At 66.1% G+C, this 20,610-nt stretch carries 20 protein-coding genes and 3 tRNA genes; 8 read left to right on the top strand and 15 right to left on the bottom strand.

The features are described 5' to 3' along the window. Window positions 1–363: 363 nt before the first annotated feature. Complete coding sequence (locus DOM66_RS17145; RefSeq protein ID WP_110690989.1) at window positions 364–1,203, top strand: TauD/TfdA dioxygenase family protein; 840 nt, start codon at window positions 364–366, stop codon at window positions 1,201–1,203. Then, window positions 1,200–1,970 (top strand): TSUP family transporter, encoded by a 771-nt coding sequence (locus tag DOM66_RS17140; RefSeq protein ID WP_110678854.1) that lies wholly within the window; start codon window positions 1,200–1,202, stop codon window positions 1,968–1,970. The genes DOM66_RS17145 and DOM66_RS17140 overlap by 4 nt, the downstream gene beginning before the upstream one ends. 249 nt (window positions 1,971–2,219) lie before the next feature. Here the strand turns inward: DOM66_RS17140 and DOM66_RS17135 are convergent. From DOM66_RS17135 to DOM66_RS17110, 6 genes are all read right to left on the bottom strand, one after another. Next, window positions 2,220–2,295, bottom strand: a tRNA-Thr gene (locus DOM66_RS17135). A gap of 21 nt (window positions 2,296–2,316) precedes the next feature. After that, window positions 2,317–2,391, bottom strand: a tRNA-Gln gene (locus DOM66_RS17130). A gap of 6 nt (window positions 2,392–2,397) precedes the next feature. Next, window positions 2,398–2,473, bottom strand: a tRNA-Phe gene (locus DOM66_RS17125). A gap of 91 nt (window positions 2,474–2,564) precedes the next feature. Next, entirely contained in the window at window positions 2,565–2,837 is a 273-nt protein-coding gene (locus DOM66_RS17120; RefSeq protein WP_110690988.1) for an oxidative damage protection protein, read from the bottom strand. Between the two features lie 14 nt (window positions 2,838–2,851). Next, window positions 2,852–3,937, bottom strand: a complete 1,086-nt coding sequence (gene mutY / locus DOM66_RS17115; RefSeq protein WP_110690987.1) for an A/G-specific adenine glycosylase — start codon at window positions 3,935–3,937, stop codon at window positions 2,852–2,854. Window positions 3,938–4,024: 87 nt separating this feature from the next. Continuing rightward, the gene (locus tag DOM66_RS17110; protein ID WP_110690986.1) at window positions 4,025–6,445 is read right to left on the bottom strand and encodes an AsmA family protein; all 2,421 of its coding nucleotides are present in this window, start codon (window positions 6,443–6,445) and stop codon (window positions 4,025–4,027) included. 470 nt (window positions 6,446–6,915) lie between these two features. Between DOM66_RS17110 and hisB the strand changes: the two genes are divergently transcribed. The 4 genes from hisB (at window position 6,916) to hisF (ending at window position 9,832) form a co-directional block, all read left to right on the top strand. Then, window positions 6,916–7,509, top strand: coding sequence for an imidazoleglycerol-phosphate dehydratase HisB (gene hisB / locus DOM66_RS17105; protein WP_110690985.1), 594 nt, complete (start codon window positions 6,916–6,918; stop codon window positions 7,507–7,509). A 52-nt stretch (window positions 7,510–7,561) separates the two neighbouring features. Further along, window positions 7,562–8,203 carry an imidazole glycerol phosphate synthase subunit HisH gene (gene hisH, locus DOM66_RS17100; RefSeq protein ID WP_110690984.1) on the top strand — a complete coding sequence of 214 codons (642 nt, stop codon included), beginning with the start codon at window positions 7,562–7,564 and terminating at the stop codon, window positions 8,201–8,203. Window positions 8,204–8,303: 100 nt separating this feature from the next. Next, window positions 8,304–9,062, top strand: coding sequence for a 1-(5-phosphoribosyl)-5-[(5-phosphoribosylamino)methylideneamino]imidazole-4-carboxamide isomerase (hisA, locus tag DOM66_RS17095; RefSeq protein ID WP_110678867.1), 759 nt, complete (start codon window positions 8,304–8,306; stop codon window positions 9,060–9,062). Further along, window positions 9,059–9,832 (top strand): imidazole glycerol phosphate synthase subunit HisF, encoded by a 774-nt coding sequence (gene hisF / locus DOM66_RS17090; protein WP_106418753.1) that lies wholly within the window; start codon window positions 9,059–9,061, stop codon window positions 9,830–9,832. The genes hisA and hisF overlap by 4 nt, the downstream gene beginning before the upstream one ends. A gap of 137 nt (window positions 9,833–9,969) precedes the next feature. On the opposite strand, the gene DOM66_RS17085 is transcribed toward hisF, so the two are convergent. The 3 genes from DOM66_RS17085 to DOM66_RS17075 all read right to left on the bottom strand — a co-directional run bounded on the left by DOM66_RS17085 (window position 9,970) and on the right by DOM66_RS17075 (window position 11,996). After that, the gene (locus DOM66_RS17085; protein ID WP_157959086.1) at window positions 9,970–10,746 is read right to left on the bottom strand and encodes a DUF3298 and DUF4163 domain-containing protein; all 777 of its coding nucleotides are present in this window, start codon (window positions 10,744–10,746) and stop codon (window positions 9,970–9,972) included. Between the two features lie 142 nt (window positions 10,747–10,888). Then, window positions 10,889–11,479: a YjaG family protein gene (locus DOM66_RS17080; protein ID WP_110678871.1), complete on the bottom strand. Its 591-nt coding sequence runs from the start codon at window positions 11,477–11,479 to the stop codon at window positions 10,889–10,891. Between the two features lie 214 nt (window positions 11,480–11,693). Continuing rightward, complete coding sequence (locus DOM66_RS17075) at window positions 11,694–11,996, bottom strand: MGMT family protein (RefSeq protein ID WP_110678873.1); 303 nt, start codon at window positions 11,994–11,996, stop codon at window positions 11,694–11,696. A gap of 59 nt (window positions 11,997–12,055) precedes the next feature. Here DOM66_RS17075 and DOM66_RS17070 point away from each other — a divergent pair, with 59 nt between their 5' ends. Continuing rightward, on the top strand, window positions 12,056–12,700 hold the full coding sequence (locus DOM66_RS17070; RefSeq protein WP_110690982.1) for a type 1 glutamine amidotransferase: 645 nt from the start codon (window positions 12,056–12,058) through the stop codon (window positions 12,698–12,700). 87 nt (window positions 12,701–12,787) lie between these two features. Here DOM66_RS17070 and mnmH read toward each other — a convergent pair whose 3' ends face one another. The 5 genes from mnmH to DOM66_RS17045 all read right to left on the bottom strand — a co-directional run bounded on the left by mnmH (window position 12,788) and on the right by DOM66_RS17045 (window position 18,379). After that, window positions 12,788–13,870 (bottom strand): tRNA 2-selenouridine(34) synthase MnmH, encoded by a 1,083-nt coding sequence (mnmH, locus tag DOM66_RS17065; protein ID WP_245392477.1) that lies wholly within the window; start codon window positions 13,868–13,870, stop codon window positions 12,788–12,790. Next, window positions 13,867–14,907, bottom strand: a complete 1,041-nt coding sequence (gene selD / locus DOM66_RS17060; RefSeq protein ID WP_110691106.1) for a selenide, water dikinase SelD — start codon at window positions 14,905–14,907, stop codon at window positions 13,867–13,869. Before selD ends, mnmH begins: the two co-directional genes overlap by 4 nt. Before the next feature lie 109 nt (window positions 14,908–15,016). After that, window positions 15,017–16,396 (bottom strand): DNA repair protein RadA, encoded by a 1,380-nt coding sequence (radA, locus tag DOM66_RS17055; protein ID WP_110690980.1) that lies wholly within the window; start codon window positions 16,394–16,396, stop codon window positions 15,017–15,019. Window positions 16,397–16,627: 231 nt separating this feature from the next. Continuing rightward, window positions 16,628–17,086 carry a copper resistance protein NlpE N-terminal domain-containing protein gene (locus tag DOM66_RS17050; protein WP_110690979.1) on the bottom strand — a complete coding sequence of 153 codons (459 nt, stop codon included), beginning with the start codon at window positions 17,084–17,086 and terminating at the stop codon, window positions 16,628–16,630. 195 nt (window positions 17,087–17,281) lie between these two features. Further along, window positions 17,282–18,379: an alkene reductase gene (locus DOM66_RS17045; RefSeq protein WP_110690978.1), complete on the bottom strand. Its 1,098-nt coding sequence runs from the start codon at window positions 18,377–18,379 to the stop codon at window positions 17,282–17,284. A 231-nt stretch (window positions 18,380–18,610) separates the two neighbouring features. Here DOM66_RS17045 and hisC point away from each other — a divergent pair, with 231 nt between their 5' ends. Continuing rightward, window positions 18,611–19,663 (top strand): histidinol-phosphate transaminase, encoded by a 1,053-nt coding sequence (hisC, locus tag DOM66_RS17040; protein WP_110690977.1) that lies wholly within the window; start codon window positions 18,611–18,613, stop codon window positions 19,661–19,663. 8 nt (window positions 19,664–19,671) lie between these two features. Here the strand turns inward: hisC and DOM66_RS17035 are convergent, their stop codons facing one another. Further along, entirely contained in the window at window positions 19,672–20,412 is a 741-nt protein-coding gene (locus DOM66_RS17035; protein ID WP_110690976.1) for an SDR family NAD(P)-dependent oxidoreductase, read from the bottom strand. Window positions 20,413–20,610: the final 198 nt, after the last annotated feature.

Raw genomic sequence — 20,610 nt, 5'->3', positions numbered from 1 at the left:
TCGTTGAACGCTTTGGTTATCCCGCGAGATTGTAGGATTTATCTTACATAAATCGACTCTGATGTATGATTGAAAAGCCTGAGTGCCAACTCTAGACTAGCGCCCCGTCATCTAACACCAACGATAATACTCGACACACCAGAACCGATAATCGGCGCTCATTGAGCTCATGAGACTCCTGTGTCATCTGCGCCCACCGACGGCGCTAGACCATGGATATCAGGGATAGCCCAAGCGCCATTAACAAGACCCCGGTTTTCCCGATGTCGACCCCGTGCCACGCAACGAGTCGCCCCGCGCCATCGGCAGGCATTTGCGCGCGGCCATGCCGGCACGCGCCCAGCAAAACGCCACAGGAAAACCATGGATACGATCACGCAATGGGGTTATGAGATCCTACCGACCGGCTCCCATATGGGGGGAGAAGTGCGCGGCATTCAAGTGCGCGATATCGATGCCCCCTTGGCAGCGCTATTGAAAAATGAGCTGCTGCATTACAAGGTGTTGATTCTCAGAAACCAGTGCTTTTCCCACGACGACTATCTCACCCTGGCACGCCAGTTCGGCGAGATTGCCAAATACCCCTTCGCCTCGGGGATCGAGGATTACCCCGAGATCGTGCAGATCGTCAAAACCCCGACGCAGCGGCAAAACTTCAGCGGTAAGTGGCACGTGGACTCCACCTATCTGGAGACACCGCCGGACTATACCTTCCTGACCGCGCGAGAAACGCCGCCCCTCGGCGGAGATACCGTGTTCAGCAACGCCGAGGCGGTCTTTCACTCGCTCTCCGAGGGGCTGCAGGCGCTGCTGGAAAACCAGGAGGTCGAGTTCGCCTCCGATGTCCATGCCACCCAACGGGGCCAGCACCTGACCAACTTCAGCGGCAGCGAGGCGGATACCTACCGCGCCGTGCACCCTGCGGTCATGCGACACCCGCGAGGCGGCAAGCGCGCGCTCTATATCAACGAGGAGCACGCCCTGGCCTTCAAGGGCATGACTCGGGAAGAGAGCCAGCCCCTCATCCGCTATCTCACCGAGCGTATCGCCCAATCGGAGTTCACCTTCCGGCTCACCTGGGAAAAAGATATGGTGGCGCTGTGGGACAACCGCCTCGTCCACCACCATGCGGTCAACGACTACCACGGCGCGCTACGGGTCATGGACCGGATCACCGTCAATGACCGGGGGCTCGAGGCATGACCGTCTTCACCTTCCTGAGCGAACACCTGCTGCTCACGCTGTTCGTCGTCGCCATTGTCGCCGGCTTCATCGACGCCATCAGTGGCGGCGGCGGGCTCATCTCCCTGCCCGCCATGCTGCTGCTGGGCATACCGCCCTCGATCGCGCTGGGCACCAACCGGCTGCAGGCCAGCATCGGCGAAGCAACCTCCTTCGCCACCTACCTGCGCCATGGCCAGCTCGACCGGGAGCTGGTGATCGGCGGCATGCTGTTCACCGCGCTCGGCGCCCTGGCCGGCACCGGCGTGGCGCTGATCGCCTCCCACGCGCTGCTCGACACCCTGATCCCGTTCCTGATGCTGGCGATCCTGCTCTACACCCTGTTCTCGAAGCAGCTGCGCCGGGACCTGCCGGCCCGGAAGGTCATGCCGACCCCGGTCTACCTGGTCGCCTTCGGCCTGCTCATCGGCTTCTACAACGGCTTCTTCGGCCCCGGCACCGGCGCCCTGTGGGTCTTCTCGCTGCTGATCCTGCAGGGCATGAGCATCAAGCACGCCTCGATGACCTCGAAGCCCCTGAACCTGACCGGCAATGTCGTCTCGCTGGCCTTCTTCATGGCCGCGGGCAGCGTCAACTACGCCATCGGGCTGGCCATGGGCGCCGGCCAGATCCTCGGCGCCTACCTCGGCAGTCACCTGGTCATGCGCAACGGCTCGGCCGTAGTCAGACCACTGTTCATCGTCGTCACCGGCATCATGACGGCGAGGATGTTCTACCAGAACCTGTGACCGCACGGCCGCCCCGCCGGCGGCTCAGATCCCAAGCAGACGCGCACGCTCGCCCGATCGGCTCAGCCTCTCTCATGGGTCGGGTCGGGTCGGGTCGGGTCGGGTCGGGTCGGGTCGGGTCGGGTCGGGTCGGGTCAGCAATACGGTGGGACGTCTGCTACGCGGGCCTACTACGCAGACACAAAAAAACCGCCTTGAGGGCGGTTATCTTCAAGGCTAAAAAAGCCTTGTAAATCAATCTCTAAGCTCTGGTGCCGACACCAGGAGTCGAACCCGGGACCTACTGATTACAAGTCAGTTGCTCTACCAACTGAGCTATGTCGGCGAGCATAGAGAGGTTGGCAAATGGCTGGGGTACCAGGATTCGAACCTGGGAATGCCGATACCAAAAACCGGTGCCTTACCACTTGGCGATACCCCAGCAGCGTGGTGGCCAGAGACGGAATCGAACCGCCGACACGGGGATTTTCAATCCCCTGCTCTACCAACTGAGCTATCTGGCCCTTGCCAACGGGGACGAATTAAACCAGTAAGCCTTTCACGGGTCAAGCCTTTTATTTCAAAAAGATGGGATCTTTTTCGACCCCACCGAAATCACTGGCTCGGCGGCACGTAGCCCTCGGCGTGGTCGGTCTCCTGATTGTCGAAGAAGCGCTCCATCTGCTCCATCAGGTAGGCACGCGACTCAGGATCGAGCATGTTGAGATGCTTCTCGTTGATCAGTCGGGTCTGCTGGGCCTGCCACTCTTCCCAGGCGCGCTTGGAGACGTTCTGCTGGATCTCCTGGCCTTTGGCGCCGGGCAGCGGTGGAAACGGCAGAGCTTCGAGCTCCTGCTGGTACTTGCGGCAGAATACGGTGCGTGCCATGGGTCACTCCGGGTTCAGTCGGTGGTCGTGGGTATCTGGGCCAGCTTCTCGAGCAGGGTCTTCACCGGCGCGGCCAGGCCGATATCACCGGGATTCGCGGGATCCACCCAGCGCTCGTCGGCGCCTTCGGCCACATGGGTCGCCAGCTTGGCATCGCTGACCCTGGCCGGACAAGGTGTGATGTCGAGCCGGAAATGGGTGAAGACATGTGTGAACGGCTGCCAGGCATGCGCCAGATGCGTGCCAGGGTAGCGTGCCAGCCAATCGCGCAGCGCCTCGCCGTCGTCGAATTGGGGAAAACACCAGAGCCCACCCCAAAGCCCAGTGGGCGGGCGCTGGCGCAGCAGAACCCGGCCACTGTCGTCCTGCAGCAGGAGCATCCGGGTGCTGCGCGTGGGAGTCTCGCGCTTGGGCTTGGACCCGGGATAGTCACGCTCACGCCCCTGCGCATGCGCCACGCAGACATCTTCGAACGGGCACAGCAGGCAGCTCGGCTTGCCCCGGGTACAGATCATCGCCCCCAGATCCATCATCGCCTGGGTGTAGTCAGGCAGGCGCTCGTGCGGGGTGTAGCGCTCGGCCAGAGTCCACAGCCGTGCCAGCACGTCGCTGCGCCCGGGCCAGCCTGCCACCGCATGCAGCCGCGCCAGGACACGCTTGACGTTGCCGTCGAGAATCGCCGCCCGCCGCCCGCTGGTGATGCTGATGATGGCACCGGCGGTGGAGCGGCCGATCCCGGGTAGCGAAGTCATGGCGTCAAGGTCGTGGGTCGGGAACTCGCCGTCGTAGTCTTCGACCACCTGCCGCGCGGCCTTGTGCAGGTTACGCGCACGGGCGTAGTAGCCAAGCCCGGTCCACAGGTGCAGCACGTCGTCCTGCCGCGCCTCGGCGAGCGCCTGGACGCTGGGAAAGCGCGTCATGAAACGTTCGAAGTACGGCACCACGGTGGCGACCTGGGTCTGCTGCAGCATGATCTCGGAGACCCAAACACGATAGGCGGTCTTGTTCTGCTGCCACGGCAGCGTCTTGCGTCCATGACGATCAAACCAGTCGAGCACGCGGCGCTGGAAAGCCTCGGTCGATAACGAAAACTCAGCCAAACGGCACCTCGGGTCAGCGGATGACGACAGCGGGTAATAGCAAGGCGCCGACAAGATGTCGGCGCGGGAACTGGCCAGTGGCAGGCCTCATTTGAACAGACCTCGGATCTTGTCGCCGAGCTCCTGCGACGCGCCATCGCCCAGGGCGTCGTCGATCTTGCGCCGGGTCTTGTCGTCGAGCTTGTCGTCCAGCACCTTATCGACCCGCTTGCCGGCCTTGCGCTTGGCTTCGTCCTCGGCCAGCGCCCCCAGCGAACGCTGGAACGCCTCGCGGTCGAAGCTGCACCAGGTAGCCGGCGCGTCCGTCAGACTGCCCTGACAGCGAATCGGGAAGTCGATTCGCGCCAGACGCGGGTTGACGCTGCAGGCGGCCTGATCGGCGGTATCCTGCAGACGCGCGGCGGCGCGGTAGTCGAGACGGTCGGTGACCAGGTTGACCTCTCCCTTGCCGCTCAGGCTCACCCCGGGGATGGCGATATCGAGATCGTCGTTGCGGGCCACACCGTCCTTCACCACCACAGTGGCCTGCAGCCGGTCGAAGGCAGTGTCCTGGCTCCACTCACGCTCGGACTGCTTGCCCTCCAGTGTGGCAACGGCCGTACACAGCTGCTTCGGTACGTTGACATCGAGCATGGCGCCGTCATCGATGCGCAGCGCCGCCTGGCCGTTGAGGTTCTGCTGAATCCCAGCGAGGGTGTTGGTGCGCGAGTCGAAGTCGCCCTGCAGGCTGAGCGTCCCCCGCAGCGGCGAGGACTTGCCGCTCACATCCTGGTATAGCGGCGCCAGTTGGACCCCCTGCAGGCGCTCGGTGAAGGAGAGCTTAATGGGCTGCTGGCGCAGATCGAGCGCGCTGGAGGCCTTGACGCTGCCGTCGTAGAGATTGGCACTCAGCGAATCGATCCGCTGGCGCCCACCGCTCCCACTGGTGGCCAGCGCCACGTCACTGAGCTTGGCACCCTTGAGCGTGAGCGAGTCGAGCGTCAGATGCCCTTCCTGCTTCAGCCGGGCGAGCCAATCCACCGGCAGCAGCCCAGCCTCTTCGCCGGCCGCCAGCGCCGGGGCGATGCCGAGACTGCCGAGCCAGGCGGTGGCCTTGTCGGACGCCTTCGCGCCATCCTGCGCCGATGCGCCGCTGCTCGCCGCCGCCGGCGGGAGGTAGGCGTCGAGATCGAGCTTGTCGCCCTCGAGATCGAAGTCCAGCGCGCTGCCGTCGTAGGCCGCGCCCAACGACCCGCGCAGCTGGGTCTGATCTAGCGTGAGCTGGAGATCGGAGAAGTCGATGCGCCGGGCATCACCGGAGAAGGGGCCGCTCAGTGAGAGCGAGGTCAGCGCCTTGTCATTGGCGCTGCGAACATCGATACCGAAGCGGGTGAGCCAGTCGCGCAGCGAGAGCGCGGCCATATTCAGCCGCCCCTGATAGTGCGGGTCGGTATCCAGTCCGGTGATCTTGGCGTTGCCGCTGAGATCGAGATTGTCGTCGCCGGTCAGTGCCACGTTGTCGAGTTCGGCGGTGGCAGCGTCGAGATCGGCGCTGGCGTCGAGCTTGAGATCAAGCGACAGCGGCGACTCCCGTAGCACCGGCGAGGAGAACGCCGCCCCCAGCTGGATACCATCGGCGCGATACTGGCGCTGGCGCGTGTCGGCCACCAGGCTGGCGATCTTCAGGTTGCCACTCTGGGCCTGTTCGGCGATGTCGGGCAACTGCGCCTTGCCGTTGAGCGTGACCTTGTCGAAGGTGTAGCGCCCGGCGCTCAAGTCCATGCGCATCTGGCTCTTCAACTGCACGTTGCCGCTCATCTTGGGCTGCTCCCCCGAGACATCGAACGAGAGCTGCAGCGGGAACGAGGATTGCGGACTGACATTGCTGCTGGTCAGCGACAGATTGGAGAGCGTGACGTCCAGCGGGCGCCGGGGATCGACGTAGTGGACACGGCTGTTGGCGACCTGGACGTTGGCGATATCGAACGCCACCGGCTGGCTGTCACCCTCGGCCGAGCCATCGCTCGCGCCCTGGGCCGCCCCACTGGCGTCCTTGCCCGTCGCAGCGCCATCGGCCGCCTCACTGCGGCCACTATCGGCGGCGGCATCACGCTGGGCGAGACGGTCGAGCAGCGTCTGCCAGTTGCCACGGCCCTGGGCGTCGCGCACCAGGTTGAGACGCATGCCATCGAGGATCAGGCCATCCACCGACACATCACCACTCAGCAGGGGCGCGAAGGCGACACTCACTTCGGCGCGGTCAAAGGCGACGAAGGGCTCGTCATCGTGGGACTGGCGCGGCAGCCAGGCCTCGGCATCGGCCACGCTGACCCCGATGCGCGGATAGAAACTCCACGACAGCGGGCCATCCAGGCTCAGTTCCAGCCCACTCTGATCGCGTACCGCCTCGATCAGCCGCGGCTTGAGATCGTTGGGATCGAAAAAGGTGGTGATATAGACCACCGCCGCCACCACCACGATACCCAGCACGCCGACGGCCGCGAGCAGCGCTCTGATCAATCCTTTCATGCGCGCCGAACCTCCCTGACAACGCGGCCCGCTCGCGGGGCCAAGAGATGATGCTCCCCGCCACGCGCCAGGCGCAGGCGGCCCGACACGGTGACATCAGCGGGTCGCGCTTGTGGCTTGCCCCCGGTATGCCAGCGGGTCGCGAGTGTGGTGTCCCGCAGCTGACGCGGAGACATACTGGATGCAGGATGCTGCCAGGCAAGGCACGAGGAGGCGTCATAGCGGGGGCTATGGCTACGACGAGCAGCGCCGTGTGGTGGCGCCAGGCGCCGATATGAGTGGCGGGTCTCTGTGTGACACCACACCAGGGTATCGCTGGTTCGCGCGGCTTCCGGCATGCCTCCTGTCTCTCCCTGTCAGCGCGGCGGCCCGGCCGAGGCCGCTCTGTGATCCCCGCATTGTAGCGGATGCCCGGGGCGATTCTCTATAATGGCCGATTCTCGCCACACCTACCGGGAGACTCCCCACGCATGTCCCAGCGCATCGCCACGGTGTCACGCCAGACTCAAGAGACTCAGATCACGGTCACCGTGAATCTCGACGGCAGTGGCCGTCTCGAGAGCCGGACCGGGGTCCCCTTCCTCGACCATATGCTCGACCAGGTCGCCCGTCACGGCATGCTCGATCTCACCATCGAGGCCAACGGCGATCTCGAGATCGACGATCACCATACCGTCGAGGATCTGGGCATCACCTTGGGCCAGGCATTCGCCCAGGCGATCGGCGACAAGCGCGGGATTCGCCGCTACGGCCATGCCTACGTCCCCCTGGACGAAGCGCTGTCGCGGGTGGTGATCGACTTCTCCGGTCGCTCGGGCCTGTTCATGGACGTCGAGTTCACTCGCGCCAGCATCGGCCGCTTCGATACCCAGCTGTGCTGGGAGTTCTTCCAGGGTTTCGTCAACCACGCCCAGGTGACCCTGCACATCGACAACCTCAAGGGGTTCAACGCCCACCACCAGGCGGAGACCATCTTCAAGGCCTTCGGCCGCGCGGTGCGTGCTGCGGTGGAAGCGGACCCGCGCATGGCCGGCCAATTGCCGTCGACCAAGGGCAGCCTGTGATGGCGCCCGCCGCCCGCCCGGCGGCTGTCACCGATTCTACGAGGAGCGCACGATGACGATTGCGGTAATCGACTACGGCATGGGCAACCTGCACTCCGTGGCCAAGGCGCTCGAGCACGTCACCCACGAGAACGTGGTGGTGACCAGCGACCCGCGCGCGATTCGCGGCGCCTCGCGGCTGGTGCTGCCGGGCCAGGGTGCGATCCGCGACTGCATGGGCGAACTCGAACGCAGCGAGCTGCGCGGGCTGGTCAGCGAGCTGCTCGACGCCCAGCAGAAGCCGCTCCTGGGGATCTGCGTCGGCCAGCAGATGCTGTTCGAACACAGCGACGAGAATGGCGGCATCGACTGCCTCGGTTTCCTGCCCGGACGCGTGCGTCACTTCGGCCAGCAGCTGGTGGGGCCGGACGGCGAGCGCTTGAAGGTGCCGCACATGGGCTGGAACCGGGTCGCTCAGCACCACGCCCACCCGCTGTGGCAGGGCATCGACGATGGCGCGCGCTTCTACTTCGTGCACAGCTACTATGTCGACGCCGCCAGCCCGGACGACGTCTTCGGCTCGACCCACTACGCCGGCGTCGAGGCCCACGTGGCCACTGGCCGTGGCTGCGTCTTCGCGGTGCAGTTCCACCCCGAGAAGAGCGCCCGCGACGGCCTGCAGCTGCTGGAAAACTTCGTCAACTGGGCGCCCTGAGCGCGCAGCGCCCGGGACGCCGCCAGCGCGCGCCGTCCCCGCCCCACCGATCATGTGCCAGCCGCGCTCGCGCTGGCCGACACGCAGAGGATTCGACGACATGCTGGTGATTCCCGCCATCGATCTCAAGGACGGCCAATGCGTGCGTCTCAAGCAGGGCCGCATGGACGACGCCACCGCCTACGGTGACGATCCGGTGGCCATGGCCGCACGCTGGGTGGAAGCCGGCGCCCGCCGCCTGCACCTGGTCGATCTCAACGGCGCCTTCGAAGGCAAGCCGGTCAACGGTGAAGCGGTCACTGCCATCGCCCGCGCCTATCCCGATCTGCCGATCCAGATCGGCGGTGGCATCCGCAATGCCGAGACCATCGAACACTACCTCGCCGCCGGGGTCAGCTATGTCATCATCGGCACCAAGGCGGTGAAGGAGCCGGCCTTCGTCGGCGAGATGTGCCGGCAGTTTCCCGGCCACGTGATCGTCGGGCTCGATGCCAACGACGGTTTCGTCGCCACCGACGGCTGGGCCGAAGTCTCCACGCTCAAGGCGGTCGATCTGGCCAAGCGCTTCGCCGACGACGGCGTGACCTCGATCGTCTACACCGATATCGCCCGCGACGGCATGATGCAAGGCGTCAACGTCGAGGCAACCGCCGCGCTGGCCCGCGATGGCGGCCTGCCGGTGATCGCCTCCGGCGGCGTCACCAACCTGGACGACATTCGCGCCCTGGCCGAGGTCGCCGACGAGGGCATCATCGGCGCCATCACCGGCCGCGCCATCTATGAAGGCTCACTCGACGTGGCCCAGGCCCAGGCGCTGAGCGACGAGATCCGCGGCACTGCCCGGGGAGGCCGCGCATGACCCTCGCCAAGCGCATCATCCCGTGTCTCGATGTCGATGCCGGCCGCGTGGTCAAGGGCGTCAACTTCGTCGGCATCCGCGACGCCGGTGATCCGGTGGAGATCGCCAAGCGCTACAACCAGCAGGGCGCGGACGAGATCACTTTCCTCGACATTACCGCCAGCCACGAGGACCGCGGCACCACGGTGGAGATGGTCGAACGCATCGCCGGCGAGGTGTTCATCCCGCTCACCGTGGGTGGCGGCATCCGCCGCTGCGAAGATATTCGCACCATGCTCAACGCCGGCGCCGACAAGATCTCGATCAATACCGCTGCGGTGACCCACCCGGACTTCGTCCGCGAGGCCGCCGAGCGCTTCGGCAGCCAGTGCATCGTGGTGGCGATCGACGCCAAGCGGGTCAGCGCCGAGGGCGAACCGCCGCGCTGGGAGATCTTCACCCACGGCGGCCGTCGACCCACCGGGCTGGATGCCGTCGAGTGGGCACGCAAGATGGTCGACTACGGCGCCGGTGAACTACTGCTGACCAGCATGGATCGCGATGGCACCAAGGTCGGCTTCGATCTCGGCGTGACCCGCGCGATCAGCGATGCGGTGGAGGTGCCGGTGATCGCCTCCGGCGGTGTCGGCAACCTCGACCATCTGGTCGCCGGCGTGAAGGAAGGCGGTGCCGATGCGGTGCTGGCCGCCAGCATCTTCCACTTTGGTGAGTACACCATCCCCGACGCCAAACGCTACATGGCCGAGCACGGGATCGAAATGCGGCTCTGAGCGCGGCAAGACCTGCGCCGCAGCCGCAAGGGCGGCGTGACGAACAGCGCCGCGACCCGATCGGGTCGCGGCGCTTGCGTTGGTGCGGTGTGTTTCTGTGTCGTGAGATGTGCTTCGATGCAGTGCGGGCGCACCGCTCAGGGCAGATAGCGCGGGCGGAAGATGCCCCCGAGATCGGCATAGGGGATGGTCAGCACCGGCTGGCCCACGGCGTAGGGCGCCAGATCGTAGACCTGATACTTGACCGCCAGGGCGTCCTTCAGCGGTGCCACGTTCTCGGAGATGACGAATGGCCACTGCTGGGCGGATAGCCCTTGGGCCTGATCCGTCTGCAGCCAGCGTTGATGGGCACGCGCCAGTGCCGCGTCGTAGGCGGCGCGTTGGCCGGGCTTGAGCATCTCGGCCAGTGAGACCGGCTCGCGGGTATCGCGGTCGATGACCAGATACTGGGTCAGCGGCAGGCCGTGGGCACCGCCGCTGAACAGATAGCCGTCGAGCTCGATGACCAGCAGATCATCGTGGTCCGCGATCACCTTGGCGTCGAGATCGGCGGCATATCCCGGCAGCTCCGGCACCTCGCGGCGCGCCTCCTTGGCAGCAGCGAAGACCTGCCCGGCGAAATCGTCGAACGACGTCGCACGGCCGATCGCGCTGCCATTGGGGTCGTCACTGAGGCCGCTGGCCAGCGCAAAGAGCCGCTTCTGCAGCAGCGCCGACAGCTCGGGCGACTCAGGGAAGCGCAGATAGTCGGCCTCGACCACGGCACAGGCGTCGCCCTCGCACCCCGGTTCATGGGCCGTCTTCACCACCGCTTCGGTACGCAGCGGGTCCTGGCGCCAGCCGGAGAGGCTCTGGCAGCCGCTCAGCACCAGGGTAGCCAGCATGAGGGCGCCGAGCGCCACACGATGAGACATGCAGTTCCTCCTTGAACGTCTGGCCATGCGCGGCACGGCCGATGTTATCGCTTTCCGGCGGGCGCGCTCCGCGCCCCAATCGCCTCACAGATACTAATGTAGCGCCTTTTCAAGCGCGTTTCGCGCCAATGGCCGCCTCGCCTCAATCCAGGCTCAGCCCCAGGTTGCTGATACCCTGATTGCGTCCCAGCGTGCGCAGCTCGCGGAGCGCCTCGACATTCGGGTCCTCCTCGACCGCTTCCAGCACCGCATCCTGATAGTCACGCTCGTCCTGCATCAGCTCATGTTCGCGAAACAGCACGTTCAGACGCTCCGAATCTTCGCTGCCATCGATCATCTCGATATAGGCGCGCACACCGTTGCGCGACACCTGGCTCACCTCGAGAACTGCCTCCGGCGCCTCGCTACGCAGCGCATCCAACAGCGTGGTCAATGCCATGATGCTCTCGGTGGCGCGCCGTGCGCCGAAGCTATCGTCCTCCTCCGGTGGCTCCACCGCCGCCAGCTTCTCGGCCTGCTTGTCGAAGTCGATCTTGGCGCTCTTGATTTGTAACCGCTCCCACACCAGATCGAGCACGTTGTAGAGCACATTGGGGTCGCCCAGATGACTCACACCGGCGTAGAGCGTGTAGTTGGGCGTGAGGCGCTCGCACAGCGCGGCCATGAAGGCGAGACGCTGGCGCGGATTGAGCGCGCGCAGGCGCTGATTGAAACTGGCAGCGGGGTTGGACATCGGAACTCCAGAGTGACAGCGGCGACGCATCGCACGCGGTAATAGAACCTGAACGAGTGAACTGACAAGCGTGAATCCAGACGAGTGAGCGTGGCCGAGTGACCGCAGGCAGAGAGACCTGAACGGCCAGGCCTTGGGCGATAGCAGCCGGGGGCATGAGGCGGCGCACCAGACGCGCCGCTCACCGGCATGGTCGACCCAGCATCGAGGATAGCTAATCCGGCCACAGCAACCGGGCCGGTACGCGACCGGCACCATCGAACACCACGCCCTCTTCGCGCAGCAGACGCTGCTGCTCACTGGCACCGCCATGATCGGCGACCCGCCGGGTAGCGTTGATCACCCGGTGCCAGGGCAGCGCGTGGCCGGCGGGGAGCTGACGCATGGCCGTACCCACCAGGCGCGCGGTGGCACCCTCGGTCATCCCGGCAATACGTCCATAGGTGGTCACGCGGCCGGCCGGAACCTGCGCCACCACGGTGTAGATCTGCTCTAGCAGCGAAGCGCGTATCGCCATGATCGATCGATCTTTTTCCGCTTGTGAAGGGCGCGCCGCGCCCGCATCATGACCTTATCATGCATATCTACTTTCTCCAGCACAGCCCCCTTTTCCCCCCCGGCCGGCTGGCCGACTGGCTGCAGGGCATGGGCCATAGCCACAACCGCTGCCGGCTCGACGAGGGCGAACTGCCGCCCCCCTGGGACCACTTCGACGGTCTGATCCTGCTGGATGCGCTCGGCCCGCTCGATCCTCAGTTGCTCAAGCGCGAGCGCAAGCTGCTGGATCGCGCGCTGAAGAGCGGCAAGCCGGTGCTGGGTATCGGCTTCGGCGCCGCCCTGATCGCCGAGGCGCTGGGCTCGATCGTCTCGCCGGCGGTCGAACCCGAGCGCGGCTGGCGCACCCTGACCCTGGACCCGGCCAGCCCGCTCGACCTCCCCGAGCACTTCGACGCGCTGCTATGGCATGGCGACATCTTCGGCCTGCCCGATGATGCCCTGCCGCTGGGCCGCACGTCCGCCAGTCCGGTACAGGGCTTCGTCTGGGATCGCGGCCGCGTGGTCGCCATGCAGTGCCACCTGGAGCTGACGGCCAACGATGCCCAGGCGCTCTGCGCGCAGGACGCCACGCTGGAGGCGTGCGACGACCTCCTTGCCGATCCCAGACGTTTCGACCGACAGGCGGCGCTATTGGACCGTCTCATGAGCCAATGGCTCGACTAGCTGCTCCCGGGTACTGTCTACAAATATGCACTGCCTGAAAGTGTGCACGGCCTGAAAAGTACGGCGGTCTCATCCCGGGGCCGCACTTCAGCCCCGCTGCCCTGCGCTCCAGGCGCGGGCCGCTTCCAGACATTCGTCCCAGCTACCGACGATCAGGGTCCGGCGCTGCTGGCTCTCGATCTGCTGGCGATACATGGGGTCGTAGTACTCCTGCAGCAGCGGGGCCAGCCAGGCGTCGTGGGCCTGGGGCTCGCCGGCGGCGCCGAAGGCACGCTGCTGGGCCTCGAGCAGGCGCCCCAATCGCTCGCTGCCGAGACGCTTGCCGAGGCGCTTGAGCGCACCGGAGAGCTGCTTGCGGAACAGCGCCTCGCCCAGCAGCGGCCCGTAGTCGCGATGGTATAGCGCGCTCAGGTCTTCGATATAGTCCTTGCGAATCTGCTCCAGGCGCCAGTCGAGGGGCATCTCCACGCGCACACAGGGGGCGGCTTTCATCGTCTGCCAGAAGGTCGCCGGAATCGCCAGCCGCCCGATACGCTGTGACTCGTCCTCTACCACCCGCGCCTGCGGGCGGCGCCACAGATCGAGCGCCAGGCCATGTTCGAAATCGATCTGTGAGGGGCCGACCCGCGGATGCTGGCCGAAGGCGGACCCCTTGTGGCGCGCCAACCCTTCGAGGTCGATACCGCTGTCGAGCGCCCCCACCAGCGCGGTCTTGGCGCATCCGGTGAGCCCGGCCACCAGCAGCAGCGGGCCGCTGCTCTGCTGCTCCAGCAGGCCGAGCAGAGCGTTACGCATCGCTTTCCAGCCTCCGCGAATGCGCGGTACGGGTCGCCCCCGCTGGCGCAGCCACTGCTGGCTGATCTTGGAGCGCATGCCACCCCGAAAGCAGTAGATGAGGCTCTCGGGCGCCGCATCGAGGGCCGCCTCCCAGGCGGCCAGCCGCCGCTCGCGCAGATCACCGGTCACCAGTTCGTTGCCCAGCGCCACCGCGGCCTCCTGCCCGGAGAGCTTGTAACGAATGCCGACTTCGCGGCGCTCGTCGTCGTCCATCAGCGGCAGGTTGATGGCGCCGGGCAGCGCGCCGGCGGCGAACTCGATCGGCGCGCGGACATCGATCAGCGGCCGCTCGAGCAGGGTCAGATCGGCCTCGACGAATTCGCTGCCGCTCAACCCCGCACCTCGATCAGCCGGGCGCCACCCGTGGGCGTGACGCATTCACCGAAGGCTTCCAGCGCCAGCCGATGCTCGCGCCCGATGCGCTCGACGTCGTCGGCCCAGGCCGGGTCGACCGCCAGCAGCAGGCCGCCCGAAGTCTGCGGGTCACACAGCCACTGCCAGTGCGCCTCGTCCATCTCGCCCAGGGCCGCGCCGATCGCCTCGCGGTTGCGCCGTGTGCCGCCGGGCACCGCGCCCTGACGACGATACGCCTCGGCCGCGGCCAGACGCGGCAGCTTGGCGAAGTCGATGCGCGCCTCGACTTCGCTCGCCGCGCAAACTTCACTCAGATGCCCGGCCAGGCCGAAGCCGGTGACGTCGGTCATGGCGTGAACCCCTTCGATACGGGCCAGAGACGTGCCGATGGCGTTGGCGGCGAGCATCGTCTCCCGCGCCAGGCCCTGATGCCCCGACTGCAGCAGCCCCTGCTTCTCCGCCGTGGTCAGCATGCCCACCCCGAGCGGCTTGGTCAGATAGAGCAGGTCACCGGGCTTGGCGCCGCTGTTGAGCTTGAGGTGGGCGAGATCGACCAGACCGTTGACCGCCAGTCCGAAGATCGGCTCGGGGGCGTCGATCGAGTGGCCACCGGCCAGCGCCATCCCCAGCTCCCGGCAGACGGCCTGGGCGCCGGCCACGACATCGCCCGCCACCTCGCCGGGCAGCTTGTCCAGCGGCCAGCCGAGAATGCCCAGGGCCATGATCGGCGACCCGCCCATGGCGAAGACATCGCTGATGGCGTTGGTCGCGGCGATACGCCCGAAGTCGAACGGATCATCGACGATGGGCATGAAGAAGTCGGTGGTGGAGATCAGTCCGCGGCCATCGCCGAGGTCGTAGACCGCCGCGTCCTCGCGCCCCTGGTTGCCCACGATCAGCTTGTCGCTGCTGGCCCCCGGCCCCGCCTTGGCGAGAATCCGATCGAGCACGTCGGGCGCGATCTTGCAGCCGCAGCCGGCGCCGTGGCTGTACTGGGTCAGACGGATGGCACTCATGGTCGCACTCCTCACGCGGTCCCGATGGTTGTTCAAGGTGCAGTGTAACCGACGGCGGTCGTGAACGATGCCCTCCGCGGGCTCGCGGCCAGCACCGCCGACAGCAGCATCAGAGCGCTTCCAGCGCCTCCGAGAGCTTGTCCACCGCCACCACCTGCATGCCGGCAGGCGCCTGCCGCGGGGCATTGCCACGGGGCACGATGGCGCGGGTGAAGCCGTGCTTGGCGGCCTCGACGATCCGCTCCTGACCGCTCGGTACCGGACGGATCTCACCGGAGAGCCCGACCTCACCGAACACCACCAGCTCGCGCGGCAGCGGCCGGTTCTGCAGGCTGGAGACCACCGCCAGCAGCACCGCCAGATCGGCACTGGTTTCCAGGACCTTGACCCCGCCGACGACATTGAGGAAGACATCCTGATCGCCGGTGAACAGACCGCCGTGCTTGTGCAGCACGGCGAGCAGCATCGCCAGACGGTTAGGGTCGAGCCCCACCGCCACCCGGCGCGGATTGCCCAGCGCCGACTCATCGAGCAGCGCCTGCACCTCGACCAGGATCGGCCGGGTGCCCTCCCACACCACCATCACCAGGCTGCCGGAGGCCTGCTCTTCACTGCGCGAGAGGAAGATCGCGCTGGGATTCTTGACCTCCTTGAGGCCCAGCTCGACCATCGCGAACACGCCCAGCTCGTTGACCGCGCCGAAGCGGTTCTTCTGCCCGCGCAGGGTACGGAAGCGCGAGTCGCTGCCCCCCTCCAGCAGCAGCGAGGCGTCGATCATGTGCTCGAGCACCTTGGGGCCGGCCAGGGTGCCATCCTTGGTCACATGGCCCACCAGCAGCAGTACGGTATTGCTCTGCTTGGCGAAGCGCGTCAGCGCCGCTGCGGATTCACGCACCTGCGCCACGCCGCCCGGCGCCGAGCCGATATCCTCCAGGTGCATGGTCTGGATGGAATCGATGATCAGCACCTCGGGGCGTTCGCGTTCGACCACCGCAAGCAGCGTTTCGACGCTGGTCTCGGCGAGCATCTTGAGCCCTTGGGTGGGCAGCTGCAGACGGTGGGCACGCATCGCCACCTGCGACAGCGACTCCTCGCCGGTCACGTAGAGCACCCGCTTGCTCTGAGCCAGGCGGCAGGCGGTCTGCAGCAGCAGCGTCGACTTGCCGGCGCCGGGATGGCCCCCGAGCAGCACCGCCGAGCCGGGCACCAGGCCGCCGCCGAGCACGCGGTCGAACTCTTCGAAAGTGGAACTGAACCGCGGCACCTCGGTGAGATCGACTCCGGAGAGATCGACCACCTCCTTGGTCAGCGCGCCGGCATAGCCGCCACGCCCGGCGCCGCCTGACGCCCCCGCGGCGCCGGGGCGCGCGCTGGTCAGCCGGATTTCGCTCAAGGTGTTCCATTCGCGGCAGTTGTTGCACTGCCCTTGCCACTTGCTGTACTCCGCACCGCACTCGGTGCAGACAAAGGCGCTTTTCGCTTTGGCCACGCGCGGGAATCTCCGTCATCGCGATGAACATCGTCACGCCCATGGTGCCACAGCCACACCGGATCGCAGAGCCGAGGCAAGGGCCCGTCACCAACAGGGTCACTGAATGAGATAGCCAAAAGTGGTGTAGCCCGACAAGGTGGCCACACGGTGTAGACGCCTGGGCACGGCGGGGTGAGCGGACGCAAAAAAGGCGGCCCGCAGGCCGCCTTGGCTATCAGCGCGAGGCGCTTACTGCTTGGTCAGACGCAGCATCTGGCCGTTTTCGAACTGACGGCGCTGAGGGTCGATCAGCTCGAGGGTGTTGGGATCGATCTTCTGGAAGTAGTAGATCTGGCCCTCACCGCTCGGCGTCAGCTCGTAGACCGTGGCCTTGGGATCGGTGGCGGTGCCGGTCATCACGTCCCACTGGCCTTGGTACTGCTCCGGCCCCGGGTTCTGCGGGTGGTTGATGTAGTCGGCCTCGAGCGTGAAGGTGCGCTCCGGCGCCGGCGACGACTCAGTGCCGCTGAGGTTGACGGTCAGGTCGATACCGTCGCAACTGCGGCAGGGCAGCGTGCCTTCATAGGTCGTCGTGGTGGCGGAGGCGCCGGTGTCGGCCGTGCCGGACTGGGTCTGCGAGCCACCGCTGGCGCAACCTGCCAACAAGGCTACCGTGGCGGCGCTGGCCAGCAACGTCCTGATCTGCATTGGGGTTCTCCTTACACTTCTGGGCCAAGCGGACCGCAGGGGCGGCCGCATCACTACAGCATGGTTGCTACACCATAGCGGCTAGGCGGCGAGTACTAAAGCATGACCGCGACCGCACAGCCGCTATGCGCGTGTCGCCTAAGGATAGCGGCAAGCGCGTCGCGTGGCATCCCATCGACGCCACACGGCCCCGCATCAGTCGAGCGTGGGGTAGTCGGTATAGCCTTCGGCACCACCCCCATAGAAGGTATTGGGGTCGGGCTCGTTGAGCGTGGCATCGCGCCGGAAGCGCTCGACCAGATCCGGATTGGCGATATAGGGCCGCCCATAGGCTGCGGCATCGCCCAGGTCCGCCTCGATCAATGCCTCGGCACGCTCGGCAGTGTAGTGGCCGCAGTAGATCAAGGTGCCGCTGAAACGCTCGCGCAGATCGCGGCGGAAATCATCACTCAGTTGGGGGCCCTCACCGGTCCAGTCCGGCTCGTTGATATGCAGATAGGCAATGCCCCGCCGGCCCAGCTCTTCGGAGAGATAGCGCATCATCGCCTCCGGCTCGTCGTCGGAGAGTCCGAATATCTCGATGAAGGGCGACAGACGCACGCCGACACGCCCGGCGCCGAGCTCCGCGCTCACCGCATCGACCACCTCGAGCAGCAGCCGCGCACGGTTGACCACATTGCCACCGTAACGGTCGCTACGCTGGTTGCTGCCGGTGGCAAGGAACTGCTGCAGCAGATACGCATTGGCCGCATGCACTTCGACCATGTCGAAACCAGCACGCTTGGCGCGCTTGGCGGCTTGCCGATAATCCTCGATGAGCCCGGGGATCTCGTCGGTCTCCAGGGCGCGAGGGGTACTGGTCGGATGCTGGCCGGAGCTGCCATCCGCGAACTCGACGAAGCAGTTGGCCCCCTCGGCGCGCAACGCACTCGGTGCCACCGGCTGCTGGCCGTCCGGCTGCACCATCTCGTGGGAGACGCGACCAACGTGCCACAGCTGCAGCGCCATCTTGCCGCCCGCACCATGCACGGCATCGACCACCTGGCGCCAGCCCGCCTCCTGGGCATCGGTCCAGATGCCCGGGGTATAGACATAACCGCGCGCCGTGGGCGAGATATTGGTCGCCTCGCTGATGATCAGCCCGGCACCGGCGCGCTGGGCGTAGTACTCCGCCTGCAGGCGGCCGGGAACGCTATCCGGGGTGCGAGCGCGCGTCAGCGGCGCCATCAGCACCCGGTTGGTGAGTTCGACATCTCCGGTCTGAAGCGGAGAGAGCAGTTTTTCGTAGGGCATGATGATCCTTATCACTCGATGCGAGTTCACTGAGAAGATGAGGTCATTAGATGACTAATCAACCCCTCACGTCGTCGCCGCCGCAGACTTGCGCCGCCCTGCGACAGCGGTCACTATGACAGGCACCACCGCGCCGAGCGCGCACACGCCGGGCGCCCCGGCCCCGGAACCGTCCCCAATCCTTTATCGCCAACCGTTTCCCGACACCGCCCAGCCCCATCGCGAGAGATCATGAGCCAACTCTGGAGTCCTGCCGTCCGCGCCCTGACGCCCTACGTACCCGGCGAGCAGCCGCGTGAGAGACTGGTCAAGCTCAATACCAACGAGAACCCCTATCCGCCGTCACCCGCGGTCGCCCAGGTGCTACGCGATATCGACACCGAGCAGCTGCGCCGCTATCCCGATCCTGACTCCCGCGCGCTGCGCGAGACGCTGGCCGAGACCCACGGTGTAGCGCCGGAGCAGGTGTTCGTCGGCAACGGCTCGGACGAGGTACTGGCCTTCGCGTTCCAGGCCTTCTTCTGCCAACCCCGGCCGCTTCTGATGCCGGCGATCAGCTACAGCTTCTATCCGGTCTACTGCAAGCTCTACGACATCGCCTATCGCACCGTGGCACTGGATGACCGCTGGGAGATCGCCCTCGACGCCTTCGACGGCGACAACGGCGGCGTGGTCTTCGCCAATCCCAACGCGCCCACGGGGCACGGCCACCCACGCGCCGAGATCGCGCGTCTACTGTCGCGCATTCAGGACAGCGTGGTGCTGGTCGATGAAGCCTACGTCGACTTCGGCGGCGAGAGCGCGGTACCGCTGGTCGCGGACCACCCCAACCTGCTGGTCACCGGTACGCTCTCCAAGTCACGCAGCCTGGCAGGGTTGCGACTGGGCTATGCGATCGGCTCGCGGGAACTGATCGAGGGGCTGGAGCGGGTGAAGAACTCGTTCAACTCCTACCCGGTCGACATGCTCGCCAGCGCAGTGGCGATCGCGGCGCTGAACGACCGTGAGCACTTTAAGCGTTGCTGCCAGCAGGTCATGGACACCCGCGAGGAGACACGCCGCTCACTGGTCGAACTCGGCTTCGAGGTGCTGCCTTCGCAGACCAACTTCCTGTTCACCCGGCACCCGCAATTCGCCGGCGAGACGCTGTTCGCCGGACTGCGCGAGCGCGGCATCCTGGTGCGTCACTTCAATCGCGATGGCCTCAGCGACTTCCTGCGCATCTCCATCGGTACCGATGAAGAGATGCGGGAGCTGATCACCGCCCTCGAAGCGATGATCTAGGCACGCGCTCACCACGGCACTGGCTTGCCCGCCCAATCCCAGAAGCTGCCGCTCTCCTCGGGGCGGCGCTCGCTGATCACCGTCAGCAGGCGCTCGGCGACATAGGCGGGGCTGAATAGCTTGCCGTCGGGGACACGCCGCTGGAACGGCTTGGAGAGCTCGGTATCCGTCGTGCCGGGATGCAGGCAGAGCACGATTGCCTGCTTGTTGTAGCGCGCCAGCTCGATGGCTGCCGTCCGCAGCAGCATGTTGTGTGCCGCCTTGCTCGCCCGATAGCCGTACCAGCCGCCGAAGCCGTTGTCCTCGATCGAACCGACCCGCGCAGATAAACTCGCCACCAGCGCTGGATGCTGACCTTTCAGTGACCCCAGCACAGCCTTGAGTAGCAGCGCCGGGGTAATCGCATTGACGTGAAACAGCGTCGCCAGGCTGTCGGCATCGAGTTCCTCGAGACGCTTCTCCGGGGCGATGTCACGCGTCGCGTCGTGCAGCATGCCCAGGGTGTTGAACAGCAGATGCAGCGGCGCCCCGGCGAGCTGCTCGCCCAGACGCGCGAGCCCCTCTTCCTGGGTGAGATCGGCTTTCAATGCCTCTACCCGATCATCGTCGAAGGCCAGCGACTGACGCGACACAGCCACGATACGCCCCACCCGCGACGTCTCCAGCAGACAGCGCACGACGGCCTGGCCAATTCCGCCTCCGGCGCCGGTCACCACGGCAGTAAAATCGTCGGGTAATCGCTCCAGCATATCGCCCTCTCCCGTCATGATCGCTGGCTCAGAACTTAAGCGTTCCAGAGTCGACAGCCTAGCCCAGGCTCAAGATCGGTGCCTGCAAGGCAGCTGACCACCCACGCACAAAAAGCCCCGGCGCGGGGGCGGGCCGGGGAAGTGGAGGTGTGGTATCCGACGCTCGCGGGTCTCAGGAGACAAAGGGGCGAGCGCTGG

Source organism: Salinicola endophyticus (assembly GCF_003206575.1).
In the GTDB taxonomy this organism is placed as follows: Bacteria; Pseudomonadota; Gammaproteobacteria; order Pseudomonadales; family Halomonadaceae; genus Salinicola; species Salinicola endophyticus.
This window is presented reverse-complemented; position numbering and strand designations above follow the sequence as displayed.

Bases quoted from the DNA above. Each gene is read 5' to 3' on its own strand.
- hisB (WP_110690985.1), top strand. From the start codon at position 6,916: ATGTCCCAGCGCATCGCCACGGTGTCACGCCAGACTCAAGAGACTCAG.
- DOM66_RS17035 (WP_110690976.1), bottom strand. From the start codon at position 20,412: ATGCTGGAGCGATTACCCGACGATTTTACTGCCGTGGTGACCGGCGCC.
- hisF (WP_106418753.1), top strand. From the start codon at position 9,059: ATGACCCTCGCCAAGCGCATCATCCCGTGTCTCGATGTCGATGCCGGC.
- selD (WP_110691106.1), bottom strand. From the start codon at position 14,907: ATGAGTGCCATCCGTCTGACCCAGTACAGCCACGGCGCCGGCTGCGGC.
- DOM66_RS17120 (WP_110690988.1), bottom strand. From the start codon at position 2,837: ATGGCACGCACCGTATTCTGCCGCAAGTACCAGCAGGAGCTCGAAGCT.
- DOM66_RS17145 (WP_110690989.1), top strand. From the start codon at position 364: ATGGATACGATCACGCAATGGGGTTATGAGATCCTACCGACCGGCTCC.
- hisA (WP_110678867.1), top strand. From the start codon at position 8,304: ATGCTGGTGATTCCCGCCATCGATCTCAAGGACGGCCAATGCGTGCGT.
- DOM66_RS17140 (WP_110678854.1), top strand. From the start codon at position 1,200: ATGACCGTCTTCACCTTCCTGAGCGAACACCTGCTGCTCACGCTGTTC.
- DOM66_RS17070 (WP_110690982.1), top strand. From the start codon at position 12,056: ATGCATATCTACTTTCTCCAGCACAGCCCCCTTTTCCCCCCCGGCCGG.
- hisH (WP_110690984.1), top strand. From the start codon at position 7,562: ATGACGATTGCGGTAATCGACTACGGCATGGGCAACCTGCACTCCGTG.
- DOM66_RS17045 (WP_110690978.1), bottom strand. From the start codon at position 18,379: ATGCCCTACGAAAAACTGCTCTCTCCGCTTCAGACCGGAGATGTCGAA.
- DOM66_RS17075 (WP_110678873.1), bottom strand. From the start codon at position 11,996: ATGGCGATACGCGCTTCGCTGCTAGAGCAGATCTACACCGTGGTGGCG.
- DOM66_RS17050 (WP_110690979.1), bottom strand. From the start codon at position 17,086: ATGCAGATCAGGACGTTGCTGGCCAGCGCCGCCACGGTAGCCTTGTTG.
- DOM66_RS17080 (WP_110678871.1), bottom strand. From the start codon at position 11,479: ATGTCCAACCCCGCTGCCAGTTTCAATCAGCGCCTGCGCGCGCTCAAT.
- hisC (WP_110690977.1), top strand. From the start codon at position 18,611: ATGAGCCAACTCTGGAGTCCTGCCGTCCGCGCCCTGACGCCCTACGTA.
- DOM66_RS17085 (WP_157959086.1), bottom strand. From the start codon at position 10,746: ATGTCTCATCGTGTGGCGCTCGGCGCCCTCATGCTGGCTACCCTGGTG.
- DOM66_RS17110 (WP_110690986.1), bottom strand. From the start codon at position 6,445: ATGAAAGGATTGATCAGAGCGCTGCTCGCGGCCGTCGGCGTGCTGGGT.